The sequence below is a fragment of the Sphingobium yanoikuyae genome, from assembly GCF_013001025.1.
GTDB classification, from domain to species: domain Bacteria; phylum Pseudomonadota; class Alphaproteobacteria; order Sphingomonadales; family Sphingomonadaceae; genus Sphingobium; species Sphingobium yanoikuyae_A.
This window is the reverse complement of the sequence record NZ_CP053021.1, coordinates 1671079-1694994: the sequence shown is the minus strand read 5'-3', so window position 1 is coordinate 1694994 and position 23916 is coordinate 1671079. Positions and strand designations below refer to the sequence as shown.

Annotated in this window: 22 protein-coding genes and 1 pseudogene; 7 read left to right on the top strand and 16 right to left on the bottom strand. The window is 61.6% G+C overall.

The genetic code is table 11. From position 1 onward, the window contains the following. Window positions 1–205: 205 nt before the first annotated feature. Both HH800_RS08555 and HH800_RS08550 read right to left on the bottom strand, forming a co-directional pair. Complete coding sequence (locus HH800_RS08555) at window positions 206–1099, bottom strand: universal stress protein (RefSeq protein ID WP_029547405.1); 894 nt, start codon at window positions 1097–1099, stop codon at window positions 206–208. Window positions 1100–1140: 41 nt separating this feature from the next. Further along, on the bottom strand, window positions 1141–3819 hold the full coding sequence (locus tag HH800_RS08550) for an HAD-IC family P-type ATPase (RefSeq protein WP_169860759.1): 2679 nt from the start codon (window positions 3817–3819) through the stop codon (window positions 1141–1143). 265 nt (window positions 3820–4084) lie between these two features. Between HH800_RS08550 and HH800_RS08545 the strand changes: the two genes are divergently transcribed. Next, the gene (locus tag HH800_RS08545) at window positions 4085–5161 is read left to right on the top strand and encodes an NAD(P)-dependent alcohol dehydrogenase (RefSeq protein ID WP_010335677.1); all 1077 of its coding nucleotides are present in this window, start codon (window positions 4085–4087) and stop codon (window positions 5159–5161) included. A 111-nt stretch (window positions 5162–5272) separates the two neighbouring features. Here the strand turns inward: HH800_RS08545 and HH800_RS08540 are convergent, their stop codons facing one another. The 3 genes from HH800_RS08540 to HH800_RS08530 all read right to left on the bottom strand — a co-directional run bounded on the left by HH800_RS08540 (window position 5273) and on the right by HH800_RS08530 (window position 6874). After that, window positions 5273–6091: a universal stress protein gene (locus tag HH800_RS08540; protein ID WP_010335676.1), complete on the bottom strand. Its 819-nt coding sequence runs from the start codon at window positions 6089–6091 to the stop codon at window positions 5273–5275. Between the two features lie 78 nt (window positions 6092–6169). Beyond that, the gene (locus HH800_RS08535) at window positions 6170–6556 is read right to left on the bottom strand and encodes a response regulator (protein WP_066856547.1); all 387 of its coding nucleotides are present in this window, start codon (window positions 6554–6556) and stop codon (window positions 6170–6172) included. 90 nt (window positions 6557–6646) lie between these two features. Continuing rightward, a complete protein-coding gene (locus HH800_RS08530) occupies window positions 6647–6874 on the bottom strand; it encodes a hypothetical protein (RefSeq protein WP_010335674.1) in 228 nt (75 codons plus the stop codon). A gap of 28 nt (window positions 6875–6902) precedes the next feature. Between HH800_RS08530 and cls the strand changes: the two genes are divergently transcribed. Both cls and HH800_RS08520 read left to right on the top strand, forming a co-directional pair. Then, entirely contained in the window at window positions 6903–8612 is a 1710-nt protein-coding gene (gene cls, locus HH800_RS08525; RefSeq protein ID WP_235682058.1) for a cardiolipin synthase, read from the top strand. 413 nt (window positions 8613–9025) lie between these two features. Continuing rightward, the gene (locus HH800_RS08520; RefSeq protein ID WP_010335971.1) at window positions 9026–9547 is read left to right on the top strand and encodes a GNAT family N-acetyltransferase; all 522 of its coding nucleotides are present in this window, start codon (window positions 9026–9028) and stop codon (window positions 9545–9547) included. A 29-nt stretch (window positions 9548–9576) separates the two neighbouring features. Here the strand turns inward: HH800_RS08520 and HH800_RS08515 are convergent, their stop codons facing one another. The 7 genes from HH800_RS08515 to HH800_RS08485 form a co-directional block, all read right to left on the bottom strand. Continuing rightward, window positions 9577–9780 (bottom strand): hypothetical protein, encoded by a 204-nt coding sequence (locus tag HH800_RS08515; protein ID WP_157102437.1) that lies wholly within the window; start codon window positions 9778–9780, stop codon window positions 9577–9579. A 300-nt stretch (window positions 9781–10080) separates the two neighbouring features. Next, entirely contained in the window at window positions 10081–11682 is a 1602-nt protein-coding gene (locus HH800_RS08510; RefSeq protein ID WP_010335972.1) for an MBL fold metallo-hydrolase, read from the bottom strand. Window positions 11683–11793: 111 nt separating this feature from the next. Continuing rightward, window positions 11794–12213: a response regulator transcription factor gene (locus HH800_RS08505; protein ID WP_010335973.1), complete on the bottom strand. Its 420-nt coding sequence runs from the start codon at window positions 12211–12213 to the stop codon at window positions 11794–11796. Window positions 12214–12428: 215 nt separating this feature from the next. After that, complete coding sequence (locus tag HH800_RS08500) at window positions 12429–12896, bottom strand: MarR family winged helix-turn-helix transcriptional regulator (protein ID WP_010335974.1); 468 nt, start codon at window positions 12894–12896, stop codon at window positions 12429–12431. 8 nt (window positions 12897–12904) lie between these two features. Continuing rightward, window positions 12905–13330 (bottom strand): organic hydroperoxide resistance protein, encoded by a 426-nt coding sequence (locus HH800_RS08495; protein WP_010335975.1) that lies wholly within the window; start codon window positions 13328–13330, stop codon window positions 12905–12907. Window positions 13331–13659: 329 nt separating this feature from the next. After that, entirely contained in the window at window positions 13660–14283 is a 624-nt protein-coding gene (locus HH800_RS08490) for a response regulator transcription factor (RefSeq protein WP_010335976.1), read from the bottom strand. Continuing rightward, window positions 14273–16159: a PAS domain S-box protein gene (locus HH800_RS08485; protein ID WP_066856538.1), complete on the bottom strand. Its 1887-nt coding sequence runs from the start codon at window positions 16157–16159 to the stop codon at window positions 14273–14275. Before HH800_RS08485 ends, HH800_RS08490 begins: the two co-directional genes overlap by 11 nt. A 557-nt stretch (window positions 16160–16716) precedes the next feature. On the opposite strand from HH800_RS08485, the gene HH800_RS08480 reads away from it, so the two are divergent. The 3 genes and pseudogenes from HH800_RS08480 to HH800_RS08470 all read left to right on the top strand — a co-directional run bounded on the left by HH800_RS08480 (window position 16717) and on the right by HH800_RS08470 (window position 19190). Continuing rightward, complete coding sequence (locus HH800_RS08480) at window positions 16717–17256, top strand: ATP-binding cassette domain-containing protein (protein WP_328805874.1); 540 nt, start codon at window positions 16717–16719, stop codon at window positions 17254–17256. A gap of 33 nt (window positions 17257–17289) precedes the next feature. Continuing rightward, window positions 17290–17947 (top strand): annotated as a pseudogene (locus HH800_RS08475) (IS5 family transposase); the annotation flags it as partial. Window positions 17948–18194: 247 nt separating this feature from the next. Continuing rightward, window positions 18195–19190 (top strand): IS110 family transposase, encoded by a 996-nt coding sequence (locus HH800_RS08470; protein WP_169860758.1) that lies wholly within the window; start codon window positions 18195–18197, stop codon window positions 19188–19190. A gap of 111 nt (window positions 19191–19301) precedes the next feature. Here the strand turns inward: HH800_RS08470 and HH800_RS08465 are convergent. The 3 genes from HH800_RS08465 to HH800_RS08455 form a co-directional block, all read right to left on the bottom strand. Further along, window positions 19302–20434, bottom strand: a protein-coding gene (locus tag HH800_RS08465; protein WP_155276551.1) for an IS3 family transposase whose coding sequence is annotated in 2 segments (ribosomal slippage) — window positions 19302–20173 and window positions 20173–20434 — 1134 coding nt in all. Because the reading frame shifts where the segments join, the coding sequence is not laid out codon by codon here. Between the two features lie 1022 nt (window positions 20435–21456). Next, window positions 21457–22488, bottom strand: coding sequence for an IS110 family transposase (locus HH800_RS08460; RefSeq protein ID WP_020818605.1), 1032 nt, complete (start codon window positions 22486–22488; stop codon window positions 21457–21459). Between the two features lie 109 nt (window positions 22489–22597). Then, the gene (locus tag HH800_RS08455; protein WP_159365896.1) at window positions 22598–22945 is read right to left on the bottom strand and encodes a hypothetical protein; all 348 of its coding nucleotides are present in this window, start codon (window positions 22943–22945) and stop codon (window positions 22598–22600) included. Window positions 22946–23150: 205 nt separating this feature from the next. Between HH800_RS08455 and HH800_RS08450 the strand changes: the two genes are divergently transcribed. After that, window positions 23151–23387: a hypothetical protein gene (locus HH800_RS08450; protein ID WP_235682057.1), complete on the top strand. Its 237-nt coding sequence runs from the start codon at window positions 23151–23153 to the stop codon at window positions 23385–23387. Here HH800_RS08450 and HH800_RS08445 read toward each other — a convergent pair whose 3' ends face one another. Beyond that, complete coding sequence (locus HH800_RS08445; RefSeq protein WP_159365895.1) at window positions 23388–23909, bottom strand: hypothetical protein; 522 nt, start codon at window positions 23907–23909, stop codon at window positions 23388–23390. Window positions 23910–23916: the final 7 nt, after the last annotated feature.

The window sequence follows — 23916 nt, the reverse complement described above, 5'->3', positions numbered from 1 at the left end:
ACGCGGCCCTTGCCAGCGGTTGCCCAAGAACAGAGCGAATGCTGGCTGACCCTGAGCCGCTATGAAATTTCCGCTATCGGGTAACACCGCTACCCGATCCGCGACACAGCATTGCGCTTGAACTCGTCGCTGCAATTCCCCTCACCCATCATCGCCTCCTATCCTCAAAATTAGGATCGAAGGCGTCCAGAAGCCCGAGGGCTATTCACTGGCCCTTGCCCGGCCGATAGTGAACGACGAGCAGGTCACCCTCGAGACTCTCGATCAGGCTCTGTGCGGTGCTGCCGATCAGCGCGTCGAACAGCACGCCGCGGCCATGGCTGCCGATTACGGTGAGGTCGGCATGCTCGTTTTCGACATAGTCAGCAAGAAGCCGTCCGGGCGTTCCATGCTCGATGATGACATCAGCGCTAGCCCTCACGGCTGTATCGACGCGCTCGTCGCTGAGGAATTTCGCACCCAATTCCTTCTCCATTGTGCGCAGGTTACGGACATAGTCCCTTTCATCGAGCAGGCCCGAGAACGGGACGTCATAGGCATGGAACAGCGTCAGGTCGCGCCCTGGAAACAGCGCAGAGGTCGTCAGGAGTGCCTGCAGCGAGGCTTCGGAAAAATCCGTCGCCACGACAATGCTCCTGTAGGCGCCAAGGGCGCGATCATGGACGATGAGGACGGGCACCGGTGAACCGCGTACAAGCCGGTTGACGGTATTGCCCAGGATCATCCGTCCCAGCGTCTCGTCGCGCGCGATCCCGGTCACGATAAGATCACAGCCTTCTCGCGCCGCGATCGAGAGGAGAGTCTCGCCAGGCGGCCCCTCCTCGACGATCACCCGGATGAACTCGGCCGAGGTGCCGAGATCGCGCTTGAGGCGCCAGCGCATCCGTTCAACGGGGCTCGGCAACCGCCTCCAGGAGGCAGGCGTCCGATCGAACCGGTATTGACGGCTTTGATCGGGATCGACGACATAGGCTGCGATCAGCTCCGCCTGCCACTCCTTGGCAAGCTGGACCGCCCGGTCGAGCGCGCGGTCACAGCGGCAGCTGAGGTCCGTGGCGAGCAGGATCTTGTGGGGCGGCGCCAGGCGGGGATGGGTCATCGGATGTCCTTTCACATTTTCCTGAAGAAGATCGGCACTGGTCACGCGAGTTCCTCAAACCAGCCCAGGCGCCGCATCAGCAGCTTTTCCGCCTCGAGGCAGAGGAAGAGGAGGACTCCCAGGCCCACGATCAGCATGGCGTCGGCAAGCGCGAGCGGCCGGCTCTCGAAGATCGCGTGCATGACGGGCGCGTAGGTGTAGAAAAGCTGCGCGCCGATCACGACCGCGATCGCGGCAAGCACGGCTGGTGTTCCCAGCACGCCGCGCCAGGTGAGCGAGCGCATATGCAGATAGCGCACGTTGAAGAGATAGAAGATCTCGGCGACAACGAGCATGTTGACGACCAGGGTACGCGCCGTCTCCAGATCGCGCCCCTGCCCCTTGGCGTGAAAGAATATCCCGAGCGCCAGCGCGGCCATCAGCCCGGAGACCAGGAACACGCGCCACAGCAGGAACGGCGAGAGGAGCGGCGCATCGACGTGCCGAGGCTGCCGCGCCATGGTTCCAGGTTCGCTCGGCTCGAAAGCCAGGACAAGACCCAGCGTCACGGCGAGGACCAGATTGATCCAGAGGATCTGCGTCGCCGTCATCGGCAGCGTGAAACCCACCAGGATTGCCAGAACGACCGCGACCGTCTCGCCGCCATTGGTCGGCAGGGTCCAGGCGATCACCTTGCGGATATTATCGTAAACCGTGCGGCCTTCGCGCACCGCCGCCACGATCGACGCGAAATTGTCATCCAGCAGCACCATCTCGGCGGCCTCCTTAGCCGCCTCGGTGCCCTTGTGTCCCATGGCCGTGCCGACGTCGGCCTGCTTGAGCGAGGGCGCGTCATTGACGCCATCACCGGTCATGGCGACGATCAGGCGATGCGCCTGCAGCGCACGGACGATCCGAAGCTTGTGCTCCGGACTGGAGCGCGCGAAGACATCGACCTCCAGCACTTTGTCAAACAGCTCCCGGTCGGATATCCGTTCGAGCTCGGCTCCGATCATTCCGCGAGGCGCATCGCTCAGCGCAAGCTGGCGCGCGATGCTGAGCGCTGTGGCCAGATGGTCTCCAGTGATCATCTTGACCGCGATCCCGGCGGAGCGACACTCGGCGATCGCTGCCTTCGCCTCCTCGCGCGGCGGGTCGATGAACCCCATCAGTCCAAGAAATTCTATTCCGTGATCCAGATCAGAGAAGGTGAGCCGATCGTCACGAGCCTGGAGCCGCTTGATGGCGAACCCGAGCAGCCGTTCGCCCTGATCGGCAGCAACAGCGAGGCGCGGCTCCCAACTCCGGGGATCGGCGCCTGCCATGGCGATGACGGCCTCCGGCGCGCCCTTGATGAAGATCAAGCCTTCCCCGCCTGGGCCATGATGGAGCGTCGCCATAAAGCGATAGGCCGCGTCGAACGGGATCTCGTCGATCCGCTTCCATTCGCCGCGCAGATGGTCGGGATTGAGACCTGATTTCATCGCGAGCGCGACTAGCGCCCCCTCCATGGGGTCGCCGTCTACATGCCAGCGGCCTGCGTCACTGCGCAGCGCCGCATCATTGCACAGCAATCCGCATCGGATGATCGCCGCCGACGCCGCGATGGCGGCCGCGTCGTCATCCGCGCCCTCGCTGGTGAGCCCGCCCTCCGGCGCATAGCCAGATCCGCCGACCATCAGTTCTTCGCTCGGCAGAAGGATACGGCGCACCATCATCTCGTTGCGCGTGAGCGTACCGGTCTTGTCCGAACAGATGACCGAGGTCGCGCCGAGCGTCTCGACGGCCGGCAGGCGACGGATAACGGCATTGCGCGCCGCCATGCGCTGGACGCCAATCGCCAGCGTGATCGTGATGACGGCGGGAAGGCCTTCGGGAATGATGCCGACGGCGAGTGCCACCACGGCGATCAACGCGTCGATCCAGTGGAACTCGCGAGCGAGCACGGCAAAAGCAAACAGCGCGATCGCACCAACGAGAACGAAGGCGGTGAAGCGCGTGCCGAAGGCGTTGATCTGGCGCAGTAATGGCGTGCTGACCGTCTCCACAGCCTGCATGAGCTTGCTGATCCGGCCGATCTGGGTGCGCGTTCCTGTTTCTACGGCCATGCCGCTGGCCTGACCAGATGCGACCAGCGTTCCGGAGAAGAGCATGCACTGGCGATCAGCGATGGCCGCGTCTTCACCGACCGCCGCCTCCTGCTTCTCCGCTGCGACGGATTCCCCGGTCAGCGCGGCTTCATCGACAAGCAGGCCGCGGGCGCGCAGGATGCGCATATCCGCTGGCACGCGGTCCCCCGCCTCGATCAGCACGATATCGCCGGGGACGATGTCCGGAACTTCTATGGTGCGCCGCGCGCCATCGCGCAGAACCGTTGCATGGGGCGCTATCATATCGCGAATGGCGCCCAGCGCCCTCTCCGCCTTACCCTCCTGGAGAAATCCTACGATGGCGTTGATGAGGACGACGACCGTGATGACCGACGCATCGACGAGATGCCCCAGCAGTGCGGCGGCGAAGGCAGCGGCAAGCAGAAAATAGATCAGAGCGCTATTGAACTGCGCCAGAAACCGGAGAATCGGATGGACTGTCGTCCCGACCGGCAAGGCATTGACGCCGTATACAGCGAGACGACGCTCCGCTTCTACCTGGCTCAGGCCGGCACTGGAGCATTGAAGCACGCCCAGCACCTCTTCGATAGGCATCGCGTGCCACTCGAGCACGACCGGTGTCTCTGCCATTGCCACTCCTCATAGTTGCATCGATCGAGCCTAGGTGGCGGGCGGCCGGACCTGTATAAGGGATGCTACTAAGGCGGGCAGTAACACACCCCATCGGATGGGCTGACGGGCCGTCTGCATCGCGAATCGGCTCGAACAAGGCTACGCACGCTCAAGCCGCAGCGATGACGTCAAGAGCCGTTACGGGACATCCCGTAGAGCAGTTGTCGCCTATCGGCGATATTTCGGCCCGCAACTGTCGTGAGAAATCTGAGGGAGCGGACGTATGGCCCAGAAAATGAAGGCTGCCATTTTCATCGAGCCTGGGCGGATCATCCTGGGCGAAAAGCCAGTCCCCGAAATAGGCCCGCTCGACGCGCTGATCCGGGTGACCCTGACGACGATCTGTGGCACCGACGTCCATATCCTCAAGGGCGAGTATCCCGTCGCGGCGGGGCTGACGATCGGTCATGAACCGGTCGGCATCATTGAGAAGCTCGGTTCGGCCGTTCAGGGGTATCGCGAAGGCCAGCGCGTGGTCGCCGGCGCGATCACGCCGTCAGGCACGTCCTATGCGTGCCTGTCCGGACTGCATTCCCAGTGCGGTGCCGCCCATGGCCATGGCTGGAAGTCGATGGGGGGATGGCGGTTCGGCAACACGATCGACGGCGCGCAGGCTGAATATCTGCTTGTGCCCGATGCGATGGCCAATCTCGCGCCGGTCCCCGAGGGCCTGAGCGATGAGCAGGTTCTCATGTGCCCCGACATTCTTTCTACCGGGATCAGCGGCGCGGAAGCGGGCAAGGTGAAGATCGGCGATACAGTCGCCATCTTCGCTCAGGGGCCGATCGGCCTGTGCGCGACCATCGGCGCCAGAATGATGGGCGCGACCTCGATCATCGCGGTCGATGCCCTATCCGAACGGCTCGAGATCGCGCAACGCATGGGCGCCGATCACCTGGTCGATATGGGCAAGGTCGATCCGGTGGACGAGATCCGGCGCATCACGGACGGGCGCGGCGTCGACGTCGCGATCGAGGCTCTGGGTCGACAGACGACCTTCGAGGCGGCGCTTCGGGTGCTGCGACCGGGCGGGACATTGTCATCGCTGGGGGTCTATTCCGAAGACCTCAGGATTCCGCTGGATGCATTCGCCGCGGGGCTTGGCGATCATCGCATCGTCACAACGCTGTGCCCCGGCGGCAAGGAGCGCATGCGGCGATTGATGGATGTGATCGGGTCAGGACGCGCCGATACCGCTCCGCTCGTCACGCACAGATATGGGCTCGACGATATCGAGACCGCTTACGAGCTCTTCTCGCATCAGCGCGACGGCGTTCTGAAGGTAGCGATCCGGCCCTAACCCCATGTGTTTTCTGGTGTGGGAGAGGCAATTCCTGTCTCGCGCAGATCCAACAGCCTAAGACGGACTTGTGGGGACAGACGGCGACCGGCCACAAGGGAGATTCTGCGTTTAATGCGCGAACAGGATCGGAACCGGCGCGCCGTCGAGCAGATCGTGGGTGACGCCGCCCAGGAACAACTCGCGTAATTTCGAATGCGCCGACGCGCCCAGGACGAGCATGTCGGCCTGCTGGCGGCGGGCCATGCCCTCGAGCACTTCAGCCTCACTGTTTCCATCGGACGCCAGCGCGTGAACCGTCACGGCAAAGCCGTGTCGAGAGAGGTTTCGCGCGATATCCGCACCGGGATCGGAGCCATGGCCTCGGGTCGAAGGGTCGCCATCGACGATCACGATCTCGATCCGTGCGCCAGGAGACGCGAGCATCTGTGCCTCGCTCACGGCCCGGGTCGCTTCGCGGGTCGCGTTCCAGCCAACCAGCAGATGCTTGAACGCGCGCGGCTGCCAGGCATCTGGCAGGACCAGCAACGGCCGTCCCGAGGACAGAGCCACATTTTCAACGAGCCGCCGCCGCAGCCGCTGATTGGCATAGGCAGCGGCCGGGCCGAACAGCACCAGATCGGCATAGCGCGCCTGAACCGGCGCCTTGTCCAGCAGGATCGCCGGATCGTCGCTCAATATACGGACCTCGACACCCTCGCCCCCGACCAGCTTTTCCACGCGCGCCTGCTTCTCTTCCGACGCCTTCAGGAAATCGGCGAGTACGATATAGGGCGGCCCGAAGGCGATGGCGTAATCGGGCGTCGGGATGGCTGACAGGATCGCGATCGAGAGATGGGCTTCATGAAGGCGAGCGAAGGCGAGCACTTCCTTGAGGAACTGTTCGTCGGCTTCGCCTGTATCTACGATCGCCAGAATATCCTTGAGCATGTCCCACTTCCTCCCGATAGGACGAAGGTCGCTGAAAGGGCTGCACCAGGCATTTCGGGAATATACGTAGCTGCGGTGTCAGGTGCGGCCGGTCGCCCGATCCACGGACGCGATCAGGCGCCGCTCGATCGCGGGCTTCTCGAATATGTCGATGAATATCTCCTCGCCCTTAGCCGCGACGAGATAGTCATCGCGATAGGCCGTGACGAGGATAGCCGGGCGGGTCCAGCCTCCCGCGCGCAGGCCGCGCACCAGCGCGATCCCGTCCATGCCCTGCATGAGAAACTCCGTGACCAGGCAAAGGGCATCCCCGATGGCAGGGTCCCTGAGTGCGTGCAGGGGGCTCGAATGCGCACGCACGTCGTAGCCGCATGCCTCAAGCGCCAGCAAGCTCGCGCGGCGCACTGCCGCGTCATCATCGACCACACATATCCTGGGACGCGCGGACAGCGCCGGATCAACCATATCGTGCATCCTCGCACCTGCCGGATCATGCCGACCTGTTTCTGCTATGTGTCTTTATAAGGACGCGCGTCGCTACGTAAGTTCCCGAAGTCAGGCGAGACCAGGGTTGGGTGAGGCGCCATCCCTTATCGAGGCAGGAGGACTCATGTGCCGCACGATCTTGAGGGTGCGTCCGCCGAGCTGCTCCATCTGCAACAGATCGAGGGCAACCTCGACCTCACCGAGCATCTGCAGCTTCCAGGCCAGCGAATGCGAACGAGAATACCCCAACCGCAGGGGGCTCATGAAAGTCTCGTCGTCCGAGGGATGGTAGCCCACCGGAAGTTCACCGAGCGTTGGTCATGCCATGTCCCTTGCCCGCTTTTGCGCTTCATTGATCGCTGTGCGTCGCTCGGTTTCTTCGGCGGCGCGGGCCATCTCTTCCCAGCGTTCTGCGGACCGTTCGCGCTGTTGCCGGCGCTTCGGCAGGCTCTCCTGTCGCGCCGCGCTCCGTTCGCTCAACGTTGCGCTGCGCAGCGGCGAACAAGCACAAGTGCCAACCGTCCCGTGCCAAAGGACCGCAACTCACCATCCTTCGCGCCAGGAAGAACTTGCCGACATCCCGCGCACCAGCAACGATGACGGAATGACTTATCTAGAGGAACATTGGGGCGCATTCTATCTGGCGATCGAGTGGATCATCCGGCTGGCGATGGTCTTGCTCGTTCCGCTCCGCCGGTCTCCCGAAGCGGCCCGGAGCTGGTTGTTGCTCCTCTTCTTCCTGCCGATTCCCGGCCTCATCCTTTATATCGCTATCGGCCGCCCCCGATTTCCCAAATGGCGAAGGCAGCGTTTTGCCGGCAACCCAAGATCCGGACAGGCCGATGCGGCACTCGTTGCGGCAGCGACAGGATTTCCCGCCAACATTGACTGGGGGCGTCGTCCTGTCGCGCAACTCGTCACGAACCTGGGCGGAATGAAAGCGGTTGGTGGCAATGACCTTCAACTGCTTTACGAATATGATGACACCGTCGAGAGCCTTTGCCGGGACATTGGCGACGCGCGCGATCATGTTCATCTGCTGGTCTATATCTTCGCCGACGACGAGGTCGGAACGCAGGTCGTCGAAGCGCTGGGCCGCGCGGCCGGGCGCGGCGTCTCCTGCAGGGTAATGATCGATGCGCTGGGCTCGCGGCCCTGGCGCTCACGCGTGATTGCAGCCATGCAGGCACGGGGCATCGATGCAAGGGAGGTCCTGCCGGTCAGGCCATTACGATGGCGGCCGGCGCGAGCCGACCTTCGCAATCACCGCAAACTCACTATCATCGACGGACAGATCGGCTATATCGGCTCCCAGAATATCGTCGCCGCCGATTTCCGGCCCGGCATCCGCAATCAGGAACTGGTGGCGCGCGCGACGGGGCCGATCGTCGCGCAATTGCAGTCGGTATTCCTGTCGGACTGGTATCTCGAAACCGAACAGCAATTGGCAGGCGATGCTCTGTTCCCCGCTGCGAGGCAAGGCGGAGACGTACCACTGCAGCTGCTGCCCAGCGGACCCGATTATCCGGTGTCTGGAAGCGAACGCCTCACCGTCGAGCTCATTTATGGCGCGCGCGAGCGTGTCGTTATCACCACCCCCTATTTCATTCCCGACGAAGGATTGATCGAAGCCATCCAGTCCGCCGTCCTGCGCGGTGTGGATGTGCGCCTCATCGTCTCACTCGTGCAGGATCAGCTGCTGGTTGGCCTCGCTCAGCGCTCCTTCTACGCGGAAATGCTGCGTGCTGGCGTGCGTCTGTTCCTTTATGAGGACAGGCTGCTCCACGCCAAGCACATCACCGTCGACGATGACCTCGCCACAGTCGGCTCGAGCAACGTCGATATCCGGTCGTTCACACTCAATGCAGAGGCCAATCTGGTCATATACGCCCCCGGCGAAGTCCGCCGCATTCGAGCCGTGGAGGAGCGCTATTTCGCCGGCAGCAGGGAACTGACGCCCGAGGATTGGGCCGGTCGACCGTTCATGCGGAAAATCGCCGAGAATCTGGCGCGCCTGATTAGTCCTCTCCTCTGATGGGGCTGTAAGACGGATTGGCATCCACGTTCGAGCCTTGTGCGCAGAGGCGATTCCGCCGCCGTTGACGGAGTTGCTGCCACGTTGGGATGGCCCTGAAGTTCGTTCCTGCTGGAGTTCCCCGCTAAACGATCCGTACCAACCCTGAACGCAGGCGCTTGGTTATCAAGGGTTCATCGGAGGAGGCTAGGGGAAGTCCAATCCGGCCTCAAAGACATGGGAATTGTGACAGGCATCCAGATCAGGGCATTTGCGTAGTGCGCTCGGCCGGGATGACAGCCACAGCGATTTCGCCAGTGCAGAAGACTCTTGTTCGCCTCCCGTTTCGACAGAATGCCCACGCCGAGATTGGCGGCAAGATCATTCTCCCGGCAGCAACCAAAGGCCGCCTGCACAAACGAATGGGACCTGTCATGAAGATCAATGAAAAACCCGTCCAACTGACGACCCGATCGGGTCTGGAACTGAAGGTCAGACGGGCACGCCCGGACGACGCAGCGGCGCTCACCGACCTGTTCCGCTCGATCACGCAGGAAGATTTGCGTTTCCGCTTCCTCAGCGGGTTGAACGTCATCGGTGCAGATCAAATCAAGGCCATGACTTCGAGCGATAGCAGCAATATCGAGAGTTATCTGGTATTTCTGGCGGATGGGACGGTCGTTGCTACGGGCATGCTCGCCTGCGATGCGGCGGGTGAGCGCGGTGAAGTCGCGATTTCGGTCCATGGCGAACATCATGATGAAGGGATCGGCTGGACCCTGTTGGCCTTCCTTGCCAAGCGCGCCACAGACCGGGGACTTTCCGTGATCGAATCCATCGAGAACCGTGGCAACCGCGCTGCGATCCAGGTCGAGAGGGATTCGGGATTTGTGGTGCAGCCCCTGCCCGGTGACGCCACGCTGGTTCTGGTTCGCAAGATGCTCAAGCCGGCTTAGGTGATCCATTCTAAAATCGCTGCGTATAATTACGAATGCGGCGAGCCCGATCCTGGTTCTAGCCTGGCTCCCGGTTTCATAATGAAAGTAACATCGATGCCGTATTCCCCGTTGGCTCCCCAGACCGGCAGCAGTTTCTGCACGCCGACTTTGCCATCGAGCACATCCCGGTCCGAGCGCGATGAACAGAGGTTGCGGATCACGATCGGTATCAGCTTGCTCGTTGGTATCATGACAGTCCCGCTCGCCATGACGGCAATCGCGGGCTGACGTGTCCGGCCATGTAGCACGACTGGCCCGCTCGACCGTACGGAGTTCATATTTGGCGCTGGCTCATCGCTTTGGGCATCGACACCGCGGTCGGCATCTTCTGTCTCGCCGCCGTTTACGGCGCCGCGCTTGTCTTTGGGGTGATAGCGCGGGCATCGCCCGGCAGTCCTGTCGGGAACCTGCAGGCGACGGCGCTGGCCTCATTGGTTGAAATTTTACGATGGCGCGCGTCACAGAGCGAAAGTGTCGATTGTCCCTATCGATCAATCCTCCGGCGGGACCGATTGTTCGGCTTTTGAAATGGCCAGCATTTCCGTCATGCGCCGCAGTGCCGCCTCGCGACCTTGCGCGGTTGGGATTTCCCGAAGTTTGGCCTGAAGATTGACGAGGAGATCAGCGTAGCTATTGCGCCAGTCCGAACCGATCGCAGCGCCGGCCTCGGGAAGGGCCGCGCCCTCGAGGCTCGCCGGCACCGCTGGAGCCAGGGCATAGCGCTCACCCATCTGCGGAATTATGATCGAACGCGCCAAGCCACCCTCGGTAATCCGGGCGCTGAGCATATCGAGTGCTTTCGCTTCCCCGTGGGTAAGGAACAGACTTCCAGAAATAGGCGCCCGATCCGCGAGCCAGGCGATAAGCCCATCTTGATCCGCATGGGCCGCATAGCTTTCGAGCCGCCGGATCGATGCCTGGACCGGTATCGTGCGGCCCGACATTCGCACGCGTTTGGCACCCTCCAGGATCGCGCGGCCCAGCGTGCCCGCCGACTGGAACCCCACGAACAGGATCGTTGAGTCCGGGCGGGGCAGATTGTGCCGAAGATGATGACGAATGCGCCCGCCCTCGCACATTCCGGACGCAGCAAGGATGATCCCACCCGACACGTCGTTGAGCGCCATCGACTCATCTGCGGTCTCGACAAAATGAAAGGCCGGGTGATCGAAAACCCTGCCCCGCCCCAAATCTTCCAGCGCTTCGGCATGTCTGGCAAATATCTGTGTGGTCTGACCCGCCAGAGGTGAATCGATGTAAACCGGCACCCTGGCGATCCTGCCGGCATTGATCAGGCTGGCAATGTCGAGCAGCAACTCCTGTGTGCGTTCGAGCGCGAACACCGGAATGACGAGATTGCCGCCCCGTGCGAGTGCCTGCCTGATCTCCTGCTGGAGCAGCGTACGGCGTTGCCGGATCGTGGGCTGCGCAAATGTCCGATCACCATAGGTGCTCTCGCACATCACATGATCGAACCCGGCGGGTGCTTCGGGATCGGGATAGAAAGCCTTGTTTTCCGGACCCAGATCGCCGGAAAAGAGCAGGCGCAGACCACCGATGGAAAGCTCGATAGAGGCGGATCCGAGAATATGCGCCGCGTTCCAGAGCCGTGCCCGGATACCGGGTGCGGGCTCAAACCATTGCTGCAAAGCAATGCCGCGCGCCAGGCGTGCTGCGCGCTCACCGTCGCTAACGGTGTAGATGGGCTGTAACGGCCGCTCGGTCGCCCGGTCGGCGCGCCGATTTCGGCGCGCGATATCGCTCTCCTGAAGTCGGCCTGCGTCGGGCAGCACGACGTCGAGAAGATCTCGCGTCTGCGGCGTGCACCAGACCGGACCGTCATAGCCGGCGGCAACAAGCGTCGGTAGCAAACCGCAATGATCGATATGCGCATGGGTCATAAGCACCGCATCGATCCTGTCCGGGTCGAAAGCGAAGGTGCGATAGTTCAAGGTCTCCAGGCTTCGCGATCCCTGGAAGAGCCCGCAATCGATCAGGATGCGACTTTCACCGGAGGCGATTTCCATGCAGGATCCGGTCACTGTGCGGTCCGCGCCGTGGAAAGTAATCGTGACCGGCAGCTGTTCGTCCATGCCTATTCTTCCGACTCCTCGCGAAGGCCTTTCGCGGCAGGGTATTCGTCATGGCCCCGACATTGAAGACCGTACAGGGCAAGCTGGAGACGAGGAACACATGGACTGACTTCAGGGCAACGAAACAGCAGCCTTTTCACCCTTGCCGATGAGCCGGGAGACGGTCTCGCTGAGGAGATGTTCTCGCAGCGGCTTTTCCAGGACGCTCGCAAATCCCTGCCGTTTCGCCTGTTCGATGAGGCGCGGGGAATAATAGGCCGAAACCAGGATAGCAGGCCCGTTCCAGCCGCGCTCGCGCAGCGCGTCGAGCACTGCGATCCCGTCGATCTCGGGCATGAGATAGTCGGTGACAAGACAGGCGGCATCCAGCACCTGCGCGTCTGCCAGCATGGCCGCGCTCGAGGCGTAGGAGCGGACGTCATAGCCGCGTGAGCGGAGAAGGAGCTGAACCGAACGGCGGACACCCGGATCGTCGTCTACAAGGGCGATGACCGGGTGAGGCGCCGGGTCTGCTGCAGTGTTCGTGTTCATATCCATCCTGAAATACCCGCCAATGGGGGCCGGGTCGGACAGATGACACGCTCGCAAGACAATCGTCCTTACGTATTGGTCCGCGGTCACGCGAACCTGCAATGTGGAAGATACTCGGCCACGGGAAGTGGTTCGCTTAGTCGAGTGGAATTTGGACGACCCAATCCGCCTGTGAAACACCAGGATGATGTATGGTCAGCATGACGATCTTCGGATCATTCGAGATTTCCGGGGCGCGCTTTGCGAAGCACCGCGACGAGTTCGCGAACCTGTCCGCGTAGCGCGGCGATGGCCGCCTCGTCGATGGCCAGCCCAGCCGACAACATCGCCGGTACCTTCTCTGCATCCGAACGAAGGGAGCGGCCCTTTCCTGTAAGGCCGATCAATACGCGACGTTCGTCCTCAACGTCACGGATACGGCTGATCAGCCCGGCGAGTTCCATGCGCTTTAGGAGCGGCGTCAACGTCCCGCTGTCCAGGTGCAGCATATCCCCGAGCGATCCCACCGTTTGGGGCGTGTGCTTCCAGAGCACAAGCATCACCAGATATTGCGGATAGGTGAGCCCCAGTTCCCCAAGGATTGGACGGTACAGCCGATTGAGCAAGTTGGAGGCCGCATAGAGCGGGAAGCAGACCTGCCGATCGAGGTCCAACGGATCTTCGTAATGCGGCAGGTCCACCATTCTCATCCTCAGTTGACCGACACCGCGATCGCGACGTCGATATTCCCCTTTACCGCATTCGAATAAGGGCAGACCGCATGGGCCTTGGCAACGATGTCTTCGGCGGCGGCCTGATCGAGACCCGTAATCGCGACGTTGAGTGCCACGGTCAGCGCAAAACCGCCCGCGCCGTTCGGTAGCAACCCGACGTCGGCCACGACGATGATGTCATCGTCCCTGACTTTGTCGGCCGCTGTGCGGGCCACGTGGATCACGGCATTCTCGAAGCACGCCGCATAGCCAGCGGCGAACAGCTGCTCCGGATTGGTGGCGCCTCCCTTTCCGCCAAGTGCCTTGGGAAGTGCCAAGGAGAGATCGAGCAGGCCGTCATCGCTCTTCACCGTTCCTGCACGGCCACCGACTGCTGTGACCTTCGTATTATATAGCGCGCTCATCGTCAGCTCCATCCAATTAACATGGCACAATTATATTGTGCACAATGTTACATGTCAAGGCGGTGCGGGCACTATCAAGCTGAGCCGCGGAACTTGGTGATATCCTGTCTTCGCGCGACCGTTCGGATACGATCTGGGGGAGGCCTGCGCAGGCTATCGCTCCACCCAAGCGCGTCGCGCAGTTCGCCCAAGCCTGGCGGCCTATCGATTCGGCGCAACACTTGATCGGTGGTAAGACCGTTCCAGCGCGGACCGGATCTGGCCCGGGATGTGACCAGTGCACCGGAAAAGCCCCGCTTGGGATCACGAAGATCGTCTGTTCAAGCGGCTTAAGACTGCGCGTCTCCGAGATTGGCTGCAAAGGCAATGCGCAAGGCATCGGACAGGCTCCTCACGCCCAGCTTGGTCATGAGGTTTGCGCGGTGGACCTCAACGGTCCGCGGCGAAATCCCAAGATCAAAGGCAATCGTCTTGTTGGGCAGGCCATCGGCCAGCCCCTTGAGAACATCCTGCTCACGGCTTGTGAGACCGGCAATAAGCACTGCGGCTTCCAAGGCTTTCTCAGAGCGGCGTCCCAGCCCATCGAGCCTGTCGAACCCGGCGGTTATCGCCGCGAGCAGCGTCGCCTTCTCGAACGGCTTCTCGATGAATTCGACGGCGCCCGCCTTCATCGCGCGCACGGCGATCGAAATATCGCCATGGCCGGTAAGGATGATGACCGGCATAGCGATCCCCCGCTCCAGCAGCGTCTGCTGGACTTCGAGGCCGTCCATCTCGGGCATGCGCACGTCGAGCAGGATGCAGCCCTCCTCGACGTGGCGCACTTCCCGCAGGAAGGCGACCCCCGAAGCATAGGTCGCGACGGCATATCCGGAAGTCTTGAGCATGAAACCGGCCGAGCGCCGAATCGCGTCCTCATCGTCGACAATATGGATCATCCGTCTATCCGTCATCGATCGTCTCCGGGTCGGTTGCGACCACCGTGAAGTGAAATTGCGATCCGCCCCCCTCGCGCGGCTCCAGATAAATGCGCCCGCCATTGGCCTCGACGATCGTCCGGCAGATCGAAAGCCCCAACCCCATGCCTTCGCTTTTGGTCGTGACGAACGCGGTGAAAAGCTGGTCGGCGACATGCGCCGGGACGCCAGGCCCCGTGTCGGCGACGGTCACCCGGATCATTCCCTTACCATCGCGGCGCGTCGAGACCCAGATCCGGCGCTCCACTTCACTCGCCATCGCCTCGACGGCGTTGCGAATGAGATTGATCAGAACCTGCTGAATCTGGACTTTATCGACGAGGACCTGGCTCGCGCCGGGGTCGAACTCGAAATGGGACTGAATCCCTCTTTCCCTAGCGCCGATCAGGCCTAGAGCCGCCGCCTCGGTGATCAGCTCGGGCAGATTCTCGACCGTCTTCTCGACTTCGCCCCGCTCCACGAAATCGCGCAATCGCCGCACGATCTGACCGGCACGGATCGCCTCTCCCGCCGCATCATTCAGCGCCTCGGTAATCATCGGCATATCATCGGGATTGCCTTCGGCGAGCAGGTCCCTGACCGCTTCGACATAGTTGGCGACGGCCGTGATCGGCTGGTTGAGCTCGTGCGCCAGTGTGGAGGCCATCGTCCCCATGGCGCTGACCCGGGCCACGTGAATGAGGTCGGACTGAAGCTCCTCCAAGCGCTCCTGCGTCGCATGCTGCTCAGAGAGGTCACGAATGAACCCGGTGAATACCCGTTGCTTGCCGCTAACCGCCTCGCCGACGGACAGTTCCATTGGAAAGGTCGAGCCGTCCCGGCGACAGGCGAGTACCATCCGGCCGATGCCGATGATCCGCCGCTCGCCGGTCTCAAGATAGCGCCTAAGATAGCCATCATGCCGGTCCTTGTCGGGTGACGGCATCAACCGGCTGACGTTGGAGCCCGTAACTTCGGCTTCGGCATATCCGAACAGCTTCTCGGCGGCGGCGCTGAAGGAGATGATGCTGCCTTCTTCATCGATGACGATCATGGCGTCCGGGACCGTCGCCAGAATCGAACGAAGATGCATGGCATTGGCCTTGAGCGCGCTCTCGGCTGCGCGCTCCTCGGTTGCGTCGCGCACGACCTTGCCGAACCCGCGGAGTGTTCCATCCTCGTTGCGCAGAGCCGTGATCGAAACATGGGCAAGGAACTCCGAGCCGTCCTTGCGCACGCGCCAGTCGTCCTCCTCGAACTTGCCGAGATCCTGCGCCCGAGCCAGATCCTGCGCCGGCTTGCCGGCATCGACAGCGTCCGTTGGATAAAAGATCGCGCAATGCACGCCCACCACCTCAACCTCGCTCCAGCCCTTCAGGCGCTCGGCTCCCTCGTTCCAGATCGTAACAACGCCTTCCGGATCGAGCATGTAGATCGCATATCCCTGCGCGCCGTCGATCAGCAGGCCGAGTTCCTCAGCGGCTGCTGCCCCCGCTTGCAAGCGGGTAGCCACACGCTCATTCTCCTTACGGGATTTGCGCTGCCAGGGAGCATTGCCGGCAGCGAAAAGGATGATCCCTCCAGCCAGGACGAGCGCGGTCGCTACACTGATCGGATCGAATATCGTCGAGGGCTCCGTGATTTCGAAGCCAATCCCCGCAACGATCGATAGCAGCGCCGCGATCAGCGCCTGGCGCGGCCCGCCGGCAATCGCAGCGACCAGAACAGCAAGGCAGAACAGGAAATAGGGCTCTCCCGCGACGAGCCAGGGCTTGAGCGTATAGCGGGCGAGAATTGCGACTAGGACGATCGCCACCGTGATCGAGGCGAGGAGCCAGGCGCGCTGGGCCTGTGTCGGGCGCCTGACCATCATCCCCGTGCCAACTCCCCAGGAGTTGGCATGCAGAATCGCTTAAGGGTGGTGAAGCCGCATACGACTTCATTGCCGTGTCGTCGGCACGTCATGACCTTTGCGGAAGATTCCGCGGATAGCTTGTTCGGTCGCCAGATCATGACGCACTCCGATGGCCCGCCCCGCCAGCCGGGACGGTTGATCGCGCGCAAACATAGGAAAACGCGCCCTGCGTATTTCCCGAAGGTATTGCATTCCGCAGGCCGCCCGACCGAAAGTCGAGAGCCTATGTTCAACGCGCCAATTGCGTGCCTTTCCTCACGATCAAGATCGGAAAATGCACGCCTTGGCTAGGATATTTGGCGGCGCGTGTCCACAGGATACGGTGAAACCAGTCGAGATCAAATGAACCCGGACGACTCACGATAGCCGGAGCCGTACGAGCACGAACTACGTAACCTTACAGATATTCCAGTCCCAAGCGGCATGCGAGCCTGGCGTTACGCAAAGGAGCGACACCGTTGGCCGAACCCTTTCTCGAAATCCGGAATCTCCATGCCGCAGTTGGGACCACTCGCGTGCTGCATGGCGTGAATCTCGTGATCCCGGCAGGGGAAACCCATATATTATTCGGACCCAATGGATCGGGCAAATCCTCACTGCTCGCCACAATCATGGGTTTGCCGCCGTACCGGGTCACAAGCGGCCATATCTTGTTCAAGGGACGGCCGGTCGAGGCTGTGCCCGTCGATGAACGCGCGCGACTTGGTTTCGGCATGACCTTCCAGCGCCCGCCGGGCCTCGACGGCGTCACCGTCGAGGCGTTCACCGCCGCGATCGGATCGGCCGACATGCTGAAAGAGGAGGCGGCAGCGCTCGACTTCCGGGGGTTCGAGGAGCGGGACGTCATTGTCGGCTTCTCGGGCGGCGAGATCAAACGCTGGGAAATCCTGAAGCTCTTTCTCAAGCGGTCGGCCTTGTGCTTGTTCGATGAACCGGAAAGCGGCGTCGATCTCGAGCATATCGCGGCCGTAGGCGGGGCAATCGACCCGCTGCTGGGCGCGAACGCGCCTAAGAGCCTGCCCCGAACGTTGTTGGGCAATACCAGCACGTTGTGATTCACGCCTCTTTGCAAAGAGATGGAGTGAACCATGGCATGGACTGGTATTGCCCGGGAGGAGCATAGGCGAAAAGGATTGCGCTATTCCAGCGATATGACCGACCGGGAGTGGGCGCTGGCGGCGCCGTTCATCCCTGTTGCCAAGCGGGGCGGTCGGCGCCGAACAACGGACATGCGCGAAGTGCTGAACGCCTTGCTTTACATCGCGGCGAGCGGTTGCGCCTGGCGGCTTCTGCCCCAAATGCTTCCCGCCGGTCTCGACGGTCCAGCGCTATTTCTACGCCTGGCGCAACGCTGGGCTGCTCGAGGCGATGAACACAGTGCTGGTCATGAACCTGCGCGAGATCGAGGGAAGCGAAGCAAGTCCAAGTGCCGGTGTGATCGACAGTCAGTCGGTCAAAACGACCGAAAGCGGCAGCCCTTGGGGCTATGATGCGGGCAAAAAGATCAAAGGCCGCAAGCGCCACATCCTGACGGACACCTGCGGTTTCCTCATCTTCATCCTCGTGCACACCGCCGATATTCAGGACCGCGATGGTGCGGTCGATGTCCTCAAGGCCGCGCGGCCGCGCTTCCCTTGGCTGCGCCATGTCTTTGCCGATGGCGGCTATGCTGGCGACAAACTCCGCGATGCCATCGCCGGTGCAGGACATTGGACGATCGAGATCATCAAGCGGTCGGACAAGGCCTATGATGCGCGCGGGCGGGCAGGTTCCACATGATGGCTTCCAAGGTTGGTGTCGCAACCGCTCGGAATCACATCAAAACTCGATTGTCCACCGTTACGATAGCGTTCTGACACATGGGGTAATCGCGGGAGCGAGTCGCCGAGATGCCTGTGCAAAGGAATTGAACAGGAGGTGGCTGCTCTCCGATAAGATGAAAGTACGGGCTCACGACTGGACGCCGGGCCCAAGCATTTAACGGAGAACAGCCATGGAACAGTATATCGGACTCGACGTTTCGATGAAAGAGACCGCCGTTTCTATCCGTCGTGAGGGCAAGCGGATTTGGCGCGGCAAGTGCGCGTCAAATCCCGCAGCTTTGGTAAAACTTGTTCGCAAGCGGGCGCCCCATGCGAAGCGAGTTGTATTTGAGACCGGGCCGCTGTCGGTTTGGTTTTTCCATGCCTTAAAGTCCGAAGGGCTGCCGGCGATCTGCATCGATGCACGGCACGCCAAGGCGGCCCTCGACATGGCGCCGAACAAGACCGATGCAAATGATGCCGACGGACTGGCACATCTGGCCGAAATCGGTTTCTTCCGAGAAGTGCGTGTGAAGGGCTTCGAGAGTATGATTTCACGCACGCGTGTGGCCGCACGCAACAGGCTGGTAAGGATTTCGGTGGAGCTTTCCAACCAGATCCGAGGGCTGATGAAGACCTTTGGCTTGATCATCCCTTCAGCAAAGGGAGGCAAGTTCGATGAACATGTCTGCCGTTCACTGGATGGACGCAATGATCTTGCGCCCATTATGATGCCGATCCTCGAGGCGTGGCGCAGCATCCGGATACGAGCAGCAGAACTGGGACGTCAGCTTCTTGCTGATGCGCGGCAAAGCCAAGCGTGCCAACTCCTTATGTCGATACCAGGCGTCGGCGCTATCACAGCGACAGCGTTCACAAGCGCCATTGAGGATCCCGCTAACCTCAAAAAATCACGATCGGTTGGTGCCTGGATCGGTCTTACGACCAGACGTTACCAATCGGGCGAAATCGATTACGATGGCCATATCTCCCGACGCGGTGATGCTCACCTGCGCGGCCTACTCTATGAAGAGGCAACGGTCATCATGACTAGAGCTGCGGCAGAAAGTGATCTGCGATCTTGGGGACTCAAATTGCGCGAGAAAATCGGCTTCAAACGTGCTGCTGTCGCCGTCGCGCGTAAACTCGCTGTTAGAAGTGGCTCGGTTTGTCTGAACAGCCTTTGACGTTTGATAAGTGGATCGTCTGCGGGTTGGTTGTTCAAGCTGCCGCCTGCGGGGCGTCATGGAGGTCGGGCGTAGCCCGGCCGGAGTGACGCCCCGCAAGTCGCGGCCAATTCACGCTGCCACGGCCCGTGGTAGATTGTCAAAGTAGGTTTGATCAGGCGTACGCCCACCGAGGCTCGAATGAGGTCTCCGGGCATTGTAGAAGCCCAGATATCGGGCGATCGAACTGCGCGCTTCGCTGACAGAGGCGTAGGCGTGCAGGTAGACTTCCTCGTACTTTACCGAGCGCCACAGCCGCTCGACTACGACATTGTCGCGCCAGGCGCCGCGCCCGTCCATGCTTATGGCAATTCCCTCGCGCCGGAGCACGCCGGTGAAGGCCTGGCTGGTGAATTGGCTGCCCTGATCCGTATTGAAGATTTCCGGATTGCCATAGCGCGCCAGGGCTTCCTCGAGTGCTTCCACGCAGAAGTCGGCTTCCAGCGTGATCGAAATCCGGTGGCTGAGGACCTTGCGGCTGAACCAATCGACGATGGCGACGAGATAGACGAAGCCCCGGGCCATGGGGATGTAGCTGATATCCGTAGCCCAGACCTGGTTGGGCCTCACGATCGGCAGTTTGCGCAGGAGATAGGGGTAGATCTTGTGCCCTGGCGCCGGCTTGGAAGTGCTGGGACGGCGATAGACCGCCTCGATCGCCATCTTCTTCATCAGGCTCGCGACATGGCAGCGGCCGATCTCGATGCCCTCCTGGCGCAGAAAATCGCGTAGCATTCGGCTCCCTGCGAACGGAAACTCCAGGTGCAACGCGTCCATGCGCCGCATGATCGCAAGGTCTTCCGGCGAAACCGGCCGGGGCAGATAATAGACACTACCCCGGCTGATCCCCAGTTCCTTCGCCTGCCGCTTCACGGGCAAGGTGTGCGAGCGGTCGATCATCGTTTTGCGCTCGGCAACAGACCTGCCTTGCCGAGCGCGCCTTCCAAAAAATCGTTCGCCAGCGTCAGCTCGCCGATCTTGGCGTGCAGCGTCTTCACGTCGATCGCGGGCTCGTCCGAGGCCTTCTCCGAGCCAAACACGCCGGCCGCCCCTTCAAGCAACTGCATGCGCCAGGTCGTGATCTGGTTGGGATGCAGGTCATAATCCTGTGCCAGCTCGGCCAGCGTCTTCTCGCCCTTGATCGCGGCAAGCGCTACCTTCGCCTTGAAAGCCGGGCTGTGGTTGCGCCGGGGTCGTCTGCTCATTCTCTGCTCCTGTCTCGCAGCCCTTCTGGCCGCTCTCAGGCAGAATATCCAATTATCTCAGTGTGCAGATTCTCCAGGCCACCTCTTCATCTTCTGGCTCAATCAATGAGTCCTGAGCCTAGGTCTTGCAATCTGGGCCGCTATTAGACGACAGCCTCTCAGACAGCAAAAGCGTGAGCATCTGGCAGACTTCGGCCGAGCCGATATAGAGGATGTCACCCTCCCCCACGAAGGGGATTGTTGCCTTCCCGCCGACACTTCACAGATGGCTTTGACGACCGCCCGACGAAGGTCGTTGATATACTCCTGGTTCAGCTCAGCCACGGGTGTTCTCCTTCGTCCAAAAGCGAAGAGACCATGATCTCGGTCAAGATTCCACCGTTTCCGCCGAGCCGGTAGTCGGTATGATCCCGATCTGGAATCTGGAGCAGCGTAGGACGTGTCTCACGAAATTACCGGTTTAGTTGCAATGAGATATGCCGCACGATAGACGTCTGGTGGTTCGCGTACTACAGCCGACCGGTGTGGCGTGAGACGTGCAGTACAGCCTCATCTCTTTGTTTTCAGAACAGAATGGTGTCGCAGCACCCGTGCGTAGGGTCCATTACAAAACGGCCTCGCGCCGTGCGTCCCGCCTTACGCAGCGCGCTCGCGCTGCGCAGCCTCGTACCGGCAGGGGCGGGGCACCCTTGCTGCAGTTGCGCGGTGGTGCGTGGCGAGGAGGTTTGAGGGATGGCGTTCATGGGTGGGATCTCCCCGAAAGCAAAAAACGTATGGCCCGCCCCGTTTGCAAGTAGGATTTTACGGTGTTCTGATCAGTCTGCGTCAACGTATGCGGTCTCACGGGAGCATCCCGTGGCCAAGATGGACATCCGCACGTCTGGAGCCACAATAAGGGAACCGGCAACAGGTGCCATTTTTTTGCCCGGGCTTTCCAGACGCCGATCGACTGTCAGGCCATCTTCACGATCCTTCCTGCAAACATCGTTGGGCTACGCGCGCAGAAGCACGCAGCCGATCCGTTATGCCGCTGCTGGATAGCCGCGTTCGAAGCTCACTTCTTTGCGAAGGGCTGCCCAAGCGATCCGCGCCAGTTTATTAGCCAATGCGACGACGATTGCGTTGCGATGAACTCCTCGCTCGATCATTCCTGTCAACCAACGTCCCAGCGGGGTTTCGCTGCGCGCCAGTGACGGTAATGCTGCCCGGGCGCCATGGATGAGCAAAGTGCGCAAATAGGTGTTGCCACGCTTGGAGATGCCGAGCAGCCGGGGCTTGCCGCCGGTAGTATGTTGCCTGGGTACCAAGCCGAGCCAAGCACCCAAGTCTCGCGCTTTGGCAAAGCTGCTGGCATCGCCCACGGCTGCAATCAAAGCGGTTGCGTTCAACGTGCCGATGCCGGGGATGGACGTGAGCCGCCGGGCAGCTGCATCATTGCGAGCCAGTTCGACAAACTCGCCGTTCAGTGCCTCGACCTTGGTATCAAGTTCGTGCCATTCGGCGCGCAGTTCACCCACCAGTTGCTTCAAGCGTGGTGATAGGGCCGTATCTTCGGCGGCCAGCATGGCATCAATGCCCAACTCCAGCTTGCGCCGGCCGGCCGGAAAAATGGTCCCCCGCTCCAGGAGGATCGCCCGCAGTTGGTTGATAAGGTTTGTGCGCTCGGCTACCAGGCGGGACCTGACGCGGTGGAGGGTCTGGATGTCCAACTGCTCCTGAGTCTTGAGTTCGACGAAGCGCATAGTCGGGCGCGAGGCGGCCTCGGCAATCCCCTCCGCATCACGATCATCATTCTTCTGCGCTTTGACATACGGGCGTACGTACTCCGGCGACATCAATCTGATTTCGTGCCCCTGCGCGGCGAAAAGGCGACCAAGGTTGTGGGCACCACAGCACGCCTCCATTGCAATCACGCAAGCCGGAAGCTTGGTCACGTAATCGATAAGTGTCTGTCGGCGCATCGACTTACGCACGATGACAGCGCCTGCTGCATCAACGCCTACGACACTGCAGGCATTCTTGCCCAAATCAACGCCAAGGATAACAATAGACATCGGTCCGCTCCTTTCCTTTTCAAGCACCGGCATCATACCTGATGCCGGGGAAAAGGGGCGGGCCATCCCATAAGGGACCGGGCATCAGGCCCGGTCCCGGGGTATGTGATCAGCCCTGCTGGGCGACCAACGCGTGCGCTTCCAGGATGAGCATGGCCGCCTCGTCGTCACCGCCCTGTGCCCGGATGATCCGATACGCATTGGAGCAGGCGGCCATGCGGGCGAGCTCCGAAGCCCGGTTCCATTCCGCCTCGTATTCCTCGTCGCACTCGCCGGTAATCACGAAGTCGCCGGTCTCGTAATCGGTGTAACCATAGTACTGGCCCGCGTAGGAATTAGCCCGTTTGAGGTGGCGCTCGATCCGGCGAATGAGAGCGAACCCCATCGCCTGCGCAGAGAAATAGTGCGGTTCATGGGTTTCGACGAAGCGGTCGTAGTCGGGTTCGATGGTGAGCATGTAAGCCTCCTCATGGGGGTGTCCGCGGACGACAGGCACTGCGGACCGATGGATGGGATGGGATGTGGTCGGTGACGGACCGGCTGGAGCATTCAGGCGCGAAGCCCCGCCGGTTCCGCAGGAAGCGGCAATCCCCGCTTGCGCCGGTCCGCCGATGTGGCACAGTCGCAAGCGACGGGCAGGCCATCGGGGAAGGACGATGGACATGCCGAAGATGACGGAAAGGGATCGGCTCGCCGATCTGGAAGCGCGTCAGCGCAAGATGAACGATGAACTGAAAAACGCGCGCCGTGCGCTGCGGGGCAGATATGCCGCGATGATCGCGGAGATGCCGGTCGAGAAGCTCACGGAAAGGGAATTCCGCGAGCTTCTCACACAGGCGATCCGGGTCGGTGGCGGCGCGGCGCTGACGGCGATTAAAGGACTGCCGGCAGCGATCTGATCACGCGCTGGACATCACCAGGTTCCGGCAGGGATGCGCCTCGAGAAAGCTGTCCCTGTCGGAATCCGATCTCAGGGTGATGAACCGCGCTTCGGGCCCGAACCAGATCATGATGAAGCGCCGCTGCGCCGCCAACCGGTGGATATTCGCAAGGCTGCCCCGGCTGCGACCATCCCAGATCACGAGACCGAGGGCGGCATCGCGCGCCATCGCCGCATCCTTCGCGGCATGGAAGGCGGCGGTGCCCTTTCGCCCGGAAGTAGGAATGCGCCGGACAGGCCAGTCGCCCAGATTATGACGCGGTTCCTCTCCGGAACAGTAGACCCTGACAGCAGCGATCTCGCGATCGGAAAGATGGCGCTGGACCAGGCGATCCACGCCGCGCGCGTCCCCGATCAGGATGGGAAGCGCACGGTACAGGATACCATCGATGCGTTCGATGACGGGCTCGGGAAGCGCGGTAATGGACAGCGACCCGGAAACGAAAACGGCCGAATTAGAAAGGTGCAAATGCTCGGACATGGCTTTA

What these genes read in the sequence shown, in the direction of transcription:
- HH800_RS08455 (WP_159365896.1), bottom strand. Translation starts at nt 22,945, where the DNA reads ATGCTCACCATCGAACCCGACTACGACCGCTTCGTCGAAACCCATGAA.
- HH800_RS08545 (WP_010335677.1), top strand. Translation starts at nt 4,085, where the DNA reads ATGGCCCAGAAAATGAAGGCTGCCATTTTCATCGAGCCTGGGCGGATC.
- HH800_RS08450 (WP_235682057.1), top strand. Translation starts at nt 23,151, where the DNA reads ATGCCGAAGATGACGGAAAGGGATCGGCTCGCCGATCTGGAAGCGCGT.
- HH800_RS08520 (WP_010335971.1), top strand. Translation starts at nt 9,026, where the DNA reads ATGAAGATCAATGAAAAACCCGTCCAACTGACGACCCGATCGGGTCTG.
- HH800_RS08490 (WP_010335976.1), bottom strand. Translation starts at nt 14,283, where the DNA reads ATGACGGATAGACGGATGATCCATATTGTCGACGATGAGGACGCGATT.
- HH800_RS08510 (WP_010335972.1), bottom strand. Translation starts at nt 11,682, where the DNA reads ATGGACGAACAGCTGCCGGTCACGATTACTTTCCACGGCGCGGACCGC.
- HH800_RS08550 (WP_169860759.1), bottom strand. Translation starts at nt 3,819, where the DNA reads ATGGCAGAGACACCGGTCGTGCTCGAGTGGCACGCGATGCCTATCGAA.
- HH800_RS08500 (WP_010335974.1), bottom strand. Translation starts at nt 12,896, where the DNA reads ATGGTGGACCTGCCGCATTACGAAGATCCGTTGGACCTCGATCGGCAG.
- HH800_RS08505 (WP_010335973.1), bottom strand. Translation starts at nt 12,213, where the DNA reads ATGAACACGAACACTGCAGCAGACCCGGCGCCTCACCCGGTCATCGCC.
- HH800_RS08555 (WP_029547405.1), bottom strand. Translation starts at nt 1,099, where the DNA reads ATGACCCATCCCCGCCTGGCGCCGCCCCACAAGATCCTGCTCGCCACG.
- HH800_RS08470 (WP_169860758.1), top strand. Translation starts at nt 18,195, where the DNA reads ATGGAACAGTATATCGGACTCGACGTTTCGATGAAAGAGACCGCCGTT.
- cls (WP_235682058.1), top strand. Translation starts at nt 6,903, where the DNA reads ATGTCCCTTGCCCGCTTTTGCGCTTCATTGATCGCTGTGCGTCGCTCG.
- HH800_RS08460 (WP_020818605.1), bottom strand. Translation starts at nt 22,488, where the DNA reads ATGTCTATTGTTATCCTTGGCGTTGATTTGGGCAAGAATGCCTGCAGT.
- HH800_RS08515 (WP_157102437.1), bottom strand. Translation starts at nt 9,780, where the DNA reads ATGATACCAACGAGCAAGCTGATACCGATCGTGATCCGCAACCTCTGT.
- HH800_RS08495 (WP_010335975.1), bottom strand. Translation starts at nt 13,330, where the DNA reads ATGAGCGCGCTATATAATACGAAGGTCACAGCAGTCGGTGGCCGTGCA.
- HH800_RS08535 (WP_066856547.1), bottom strand. Translation starts at nt 6,556, where the DNA reads ATGGTTGATCCGGCGCTGTCCGCGCGTCCCAGGATATGTGTGGTCGAT.
- HH800_RS08540 (WP_010335676.1), bottom strand. Translation starts at nt 6,091, where the DNA reads ATGCTCAAGGATATTCTGGCGATCGTAGATACAGGCGAAGCCGACGAA.
- HH800_RS08445 (WP_159365895.1), bottom strand. Translation starts at nt 23,909, where the DNA reads ATGTCCGAGCATTTGCACCTTTCTAATTCGGCCGTTTTCGTTTCCGGG.
- HH800_RS08485 (WP_066856538.1), bottom strand. Translation starts at nt 16,159, where the DNA reads ATGATGGTCAGGCGCCCGACACAGGCCCAGCGCGCCTGGCTCCTCGCC.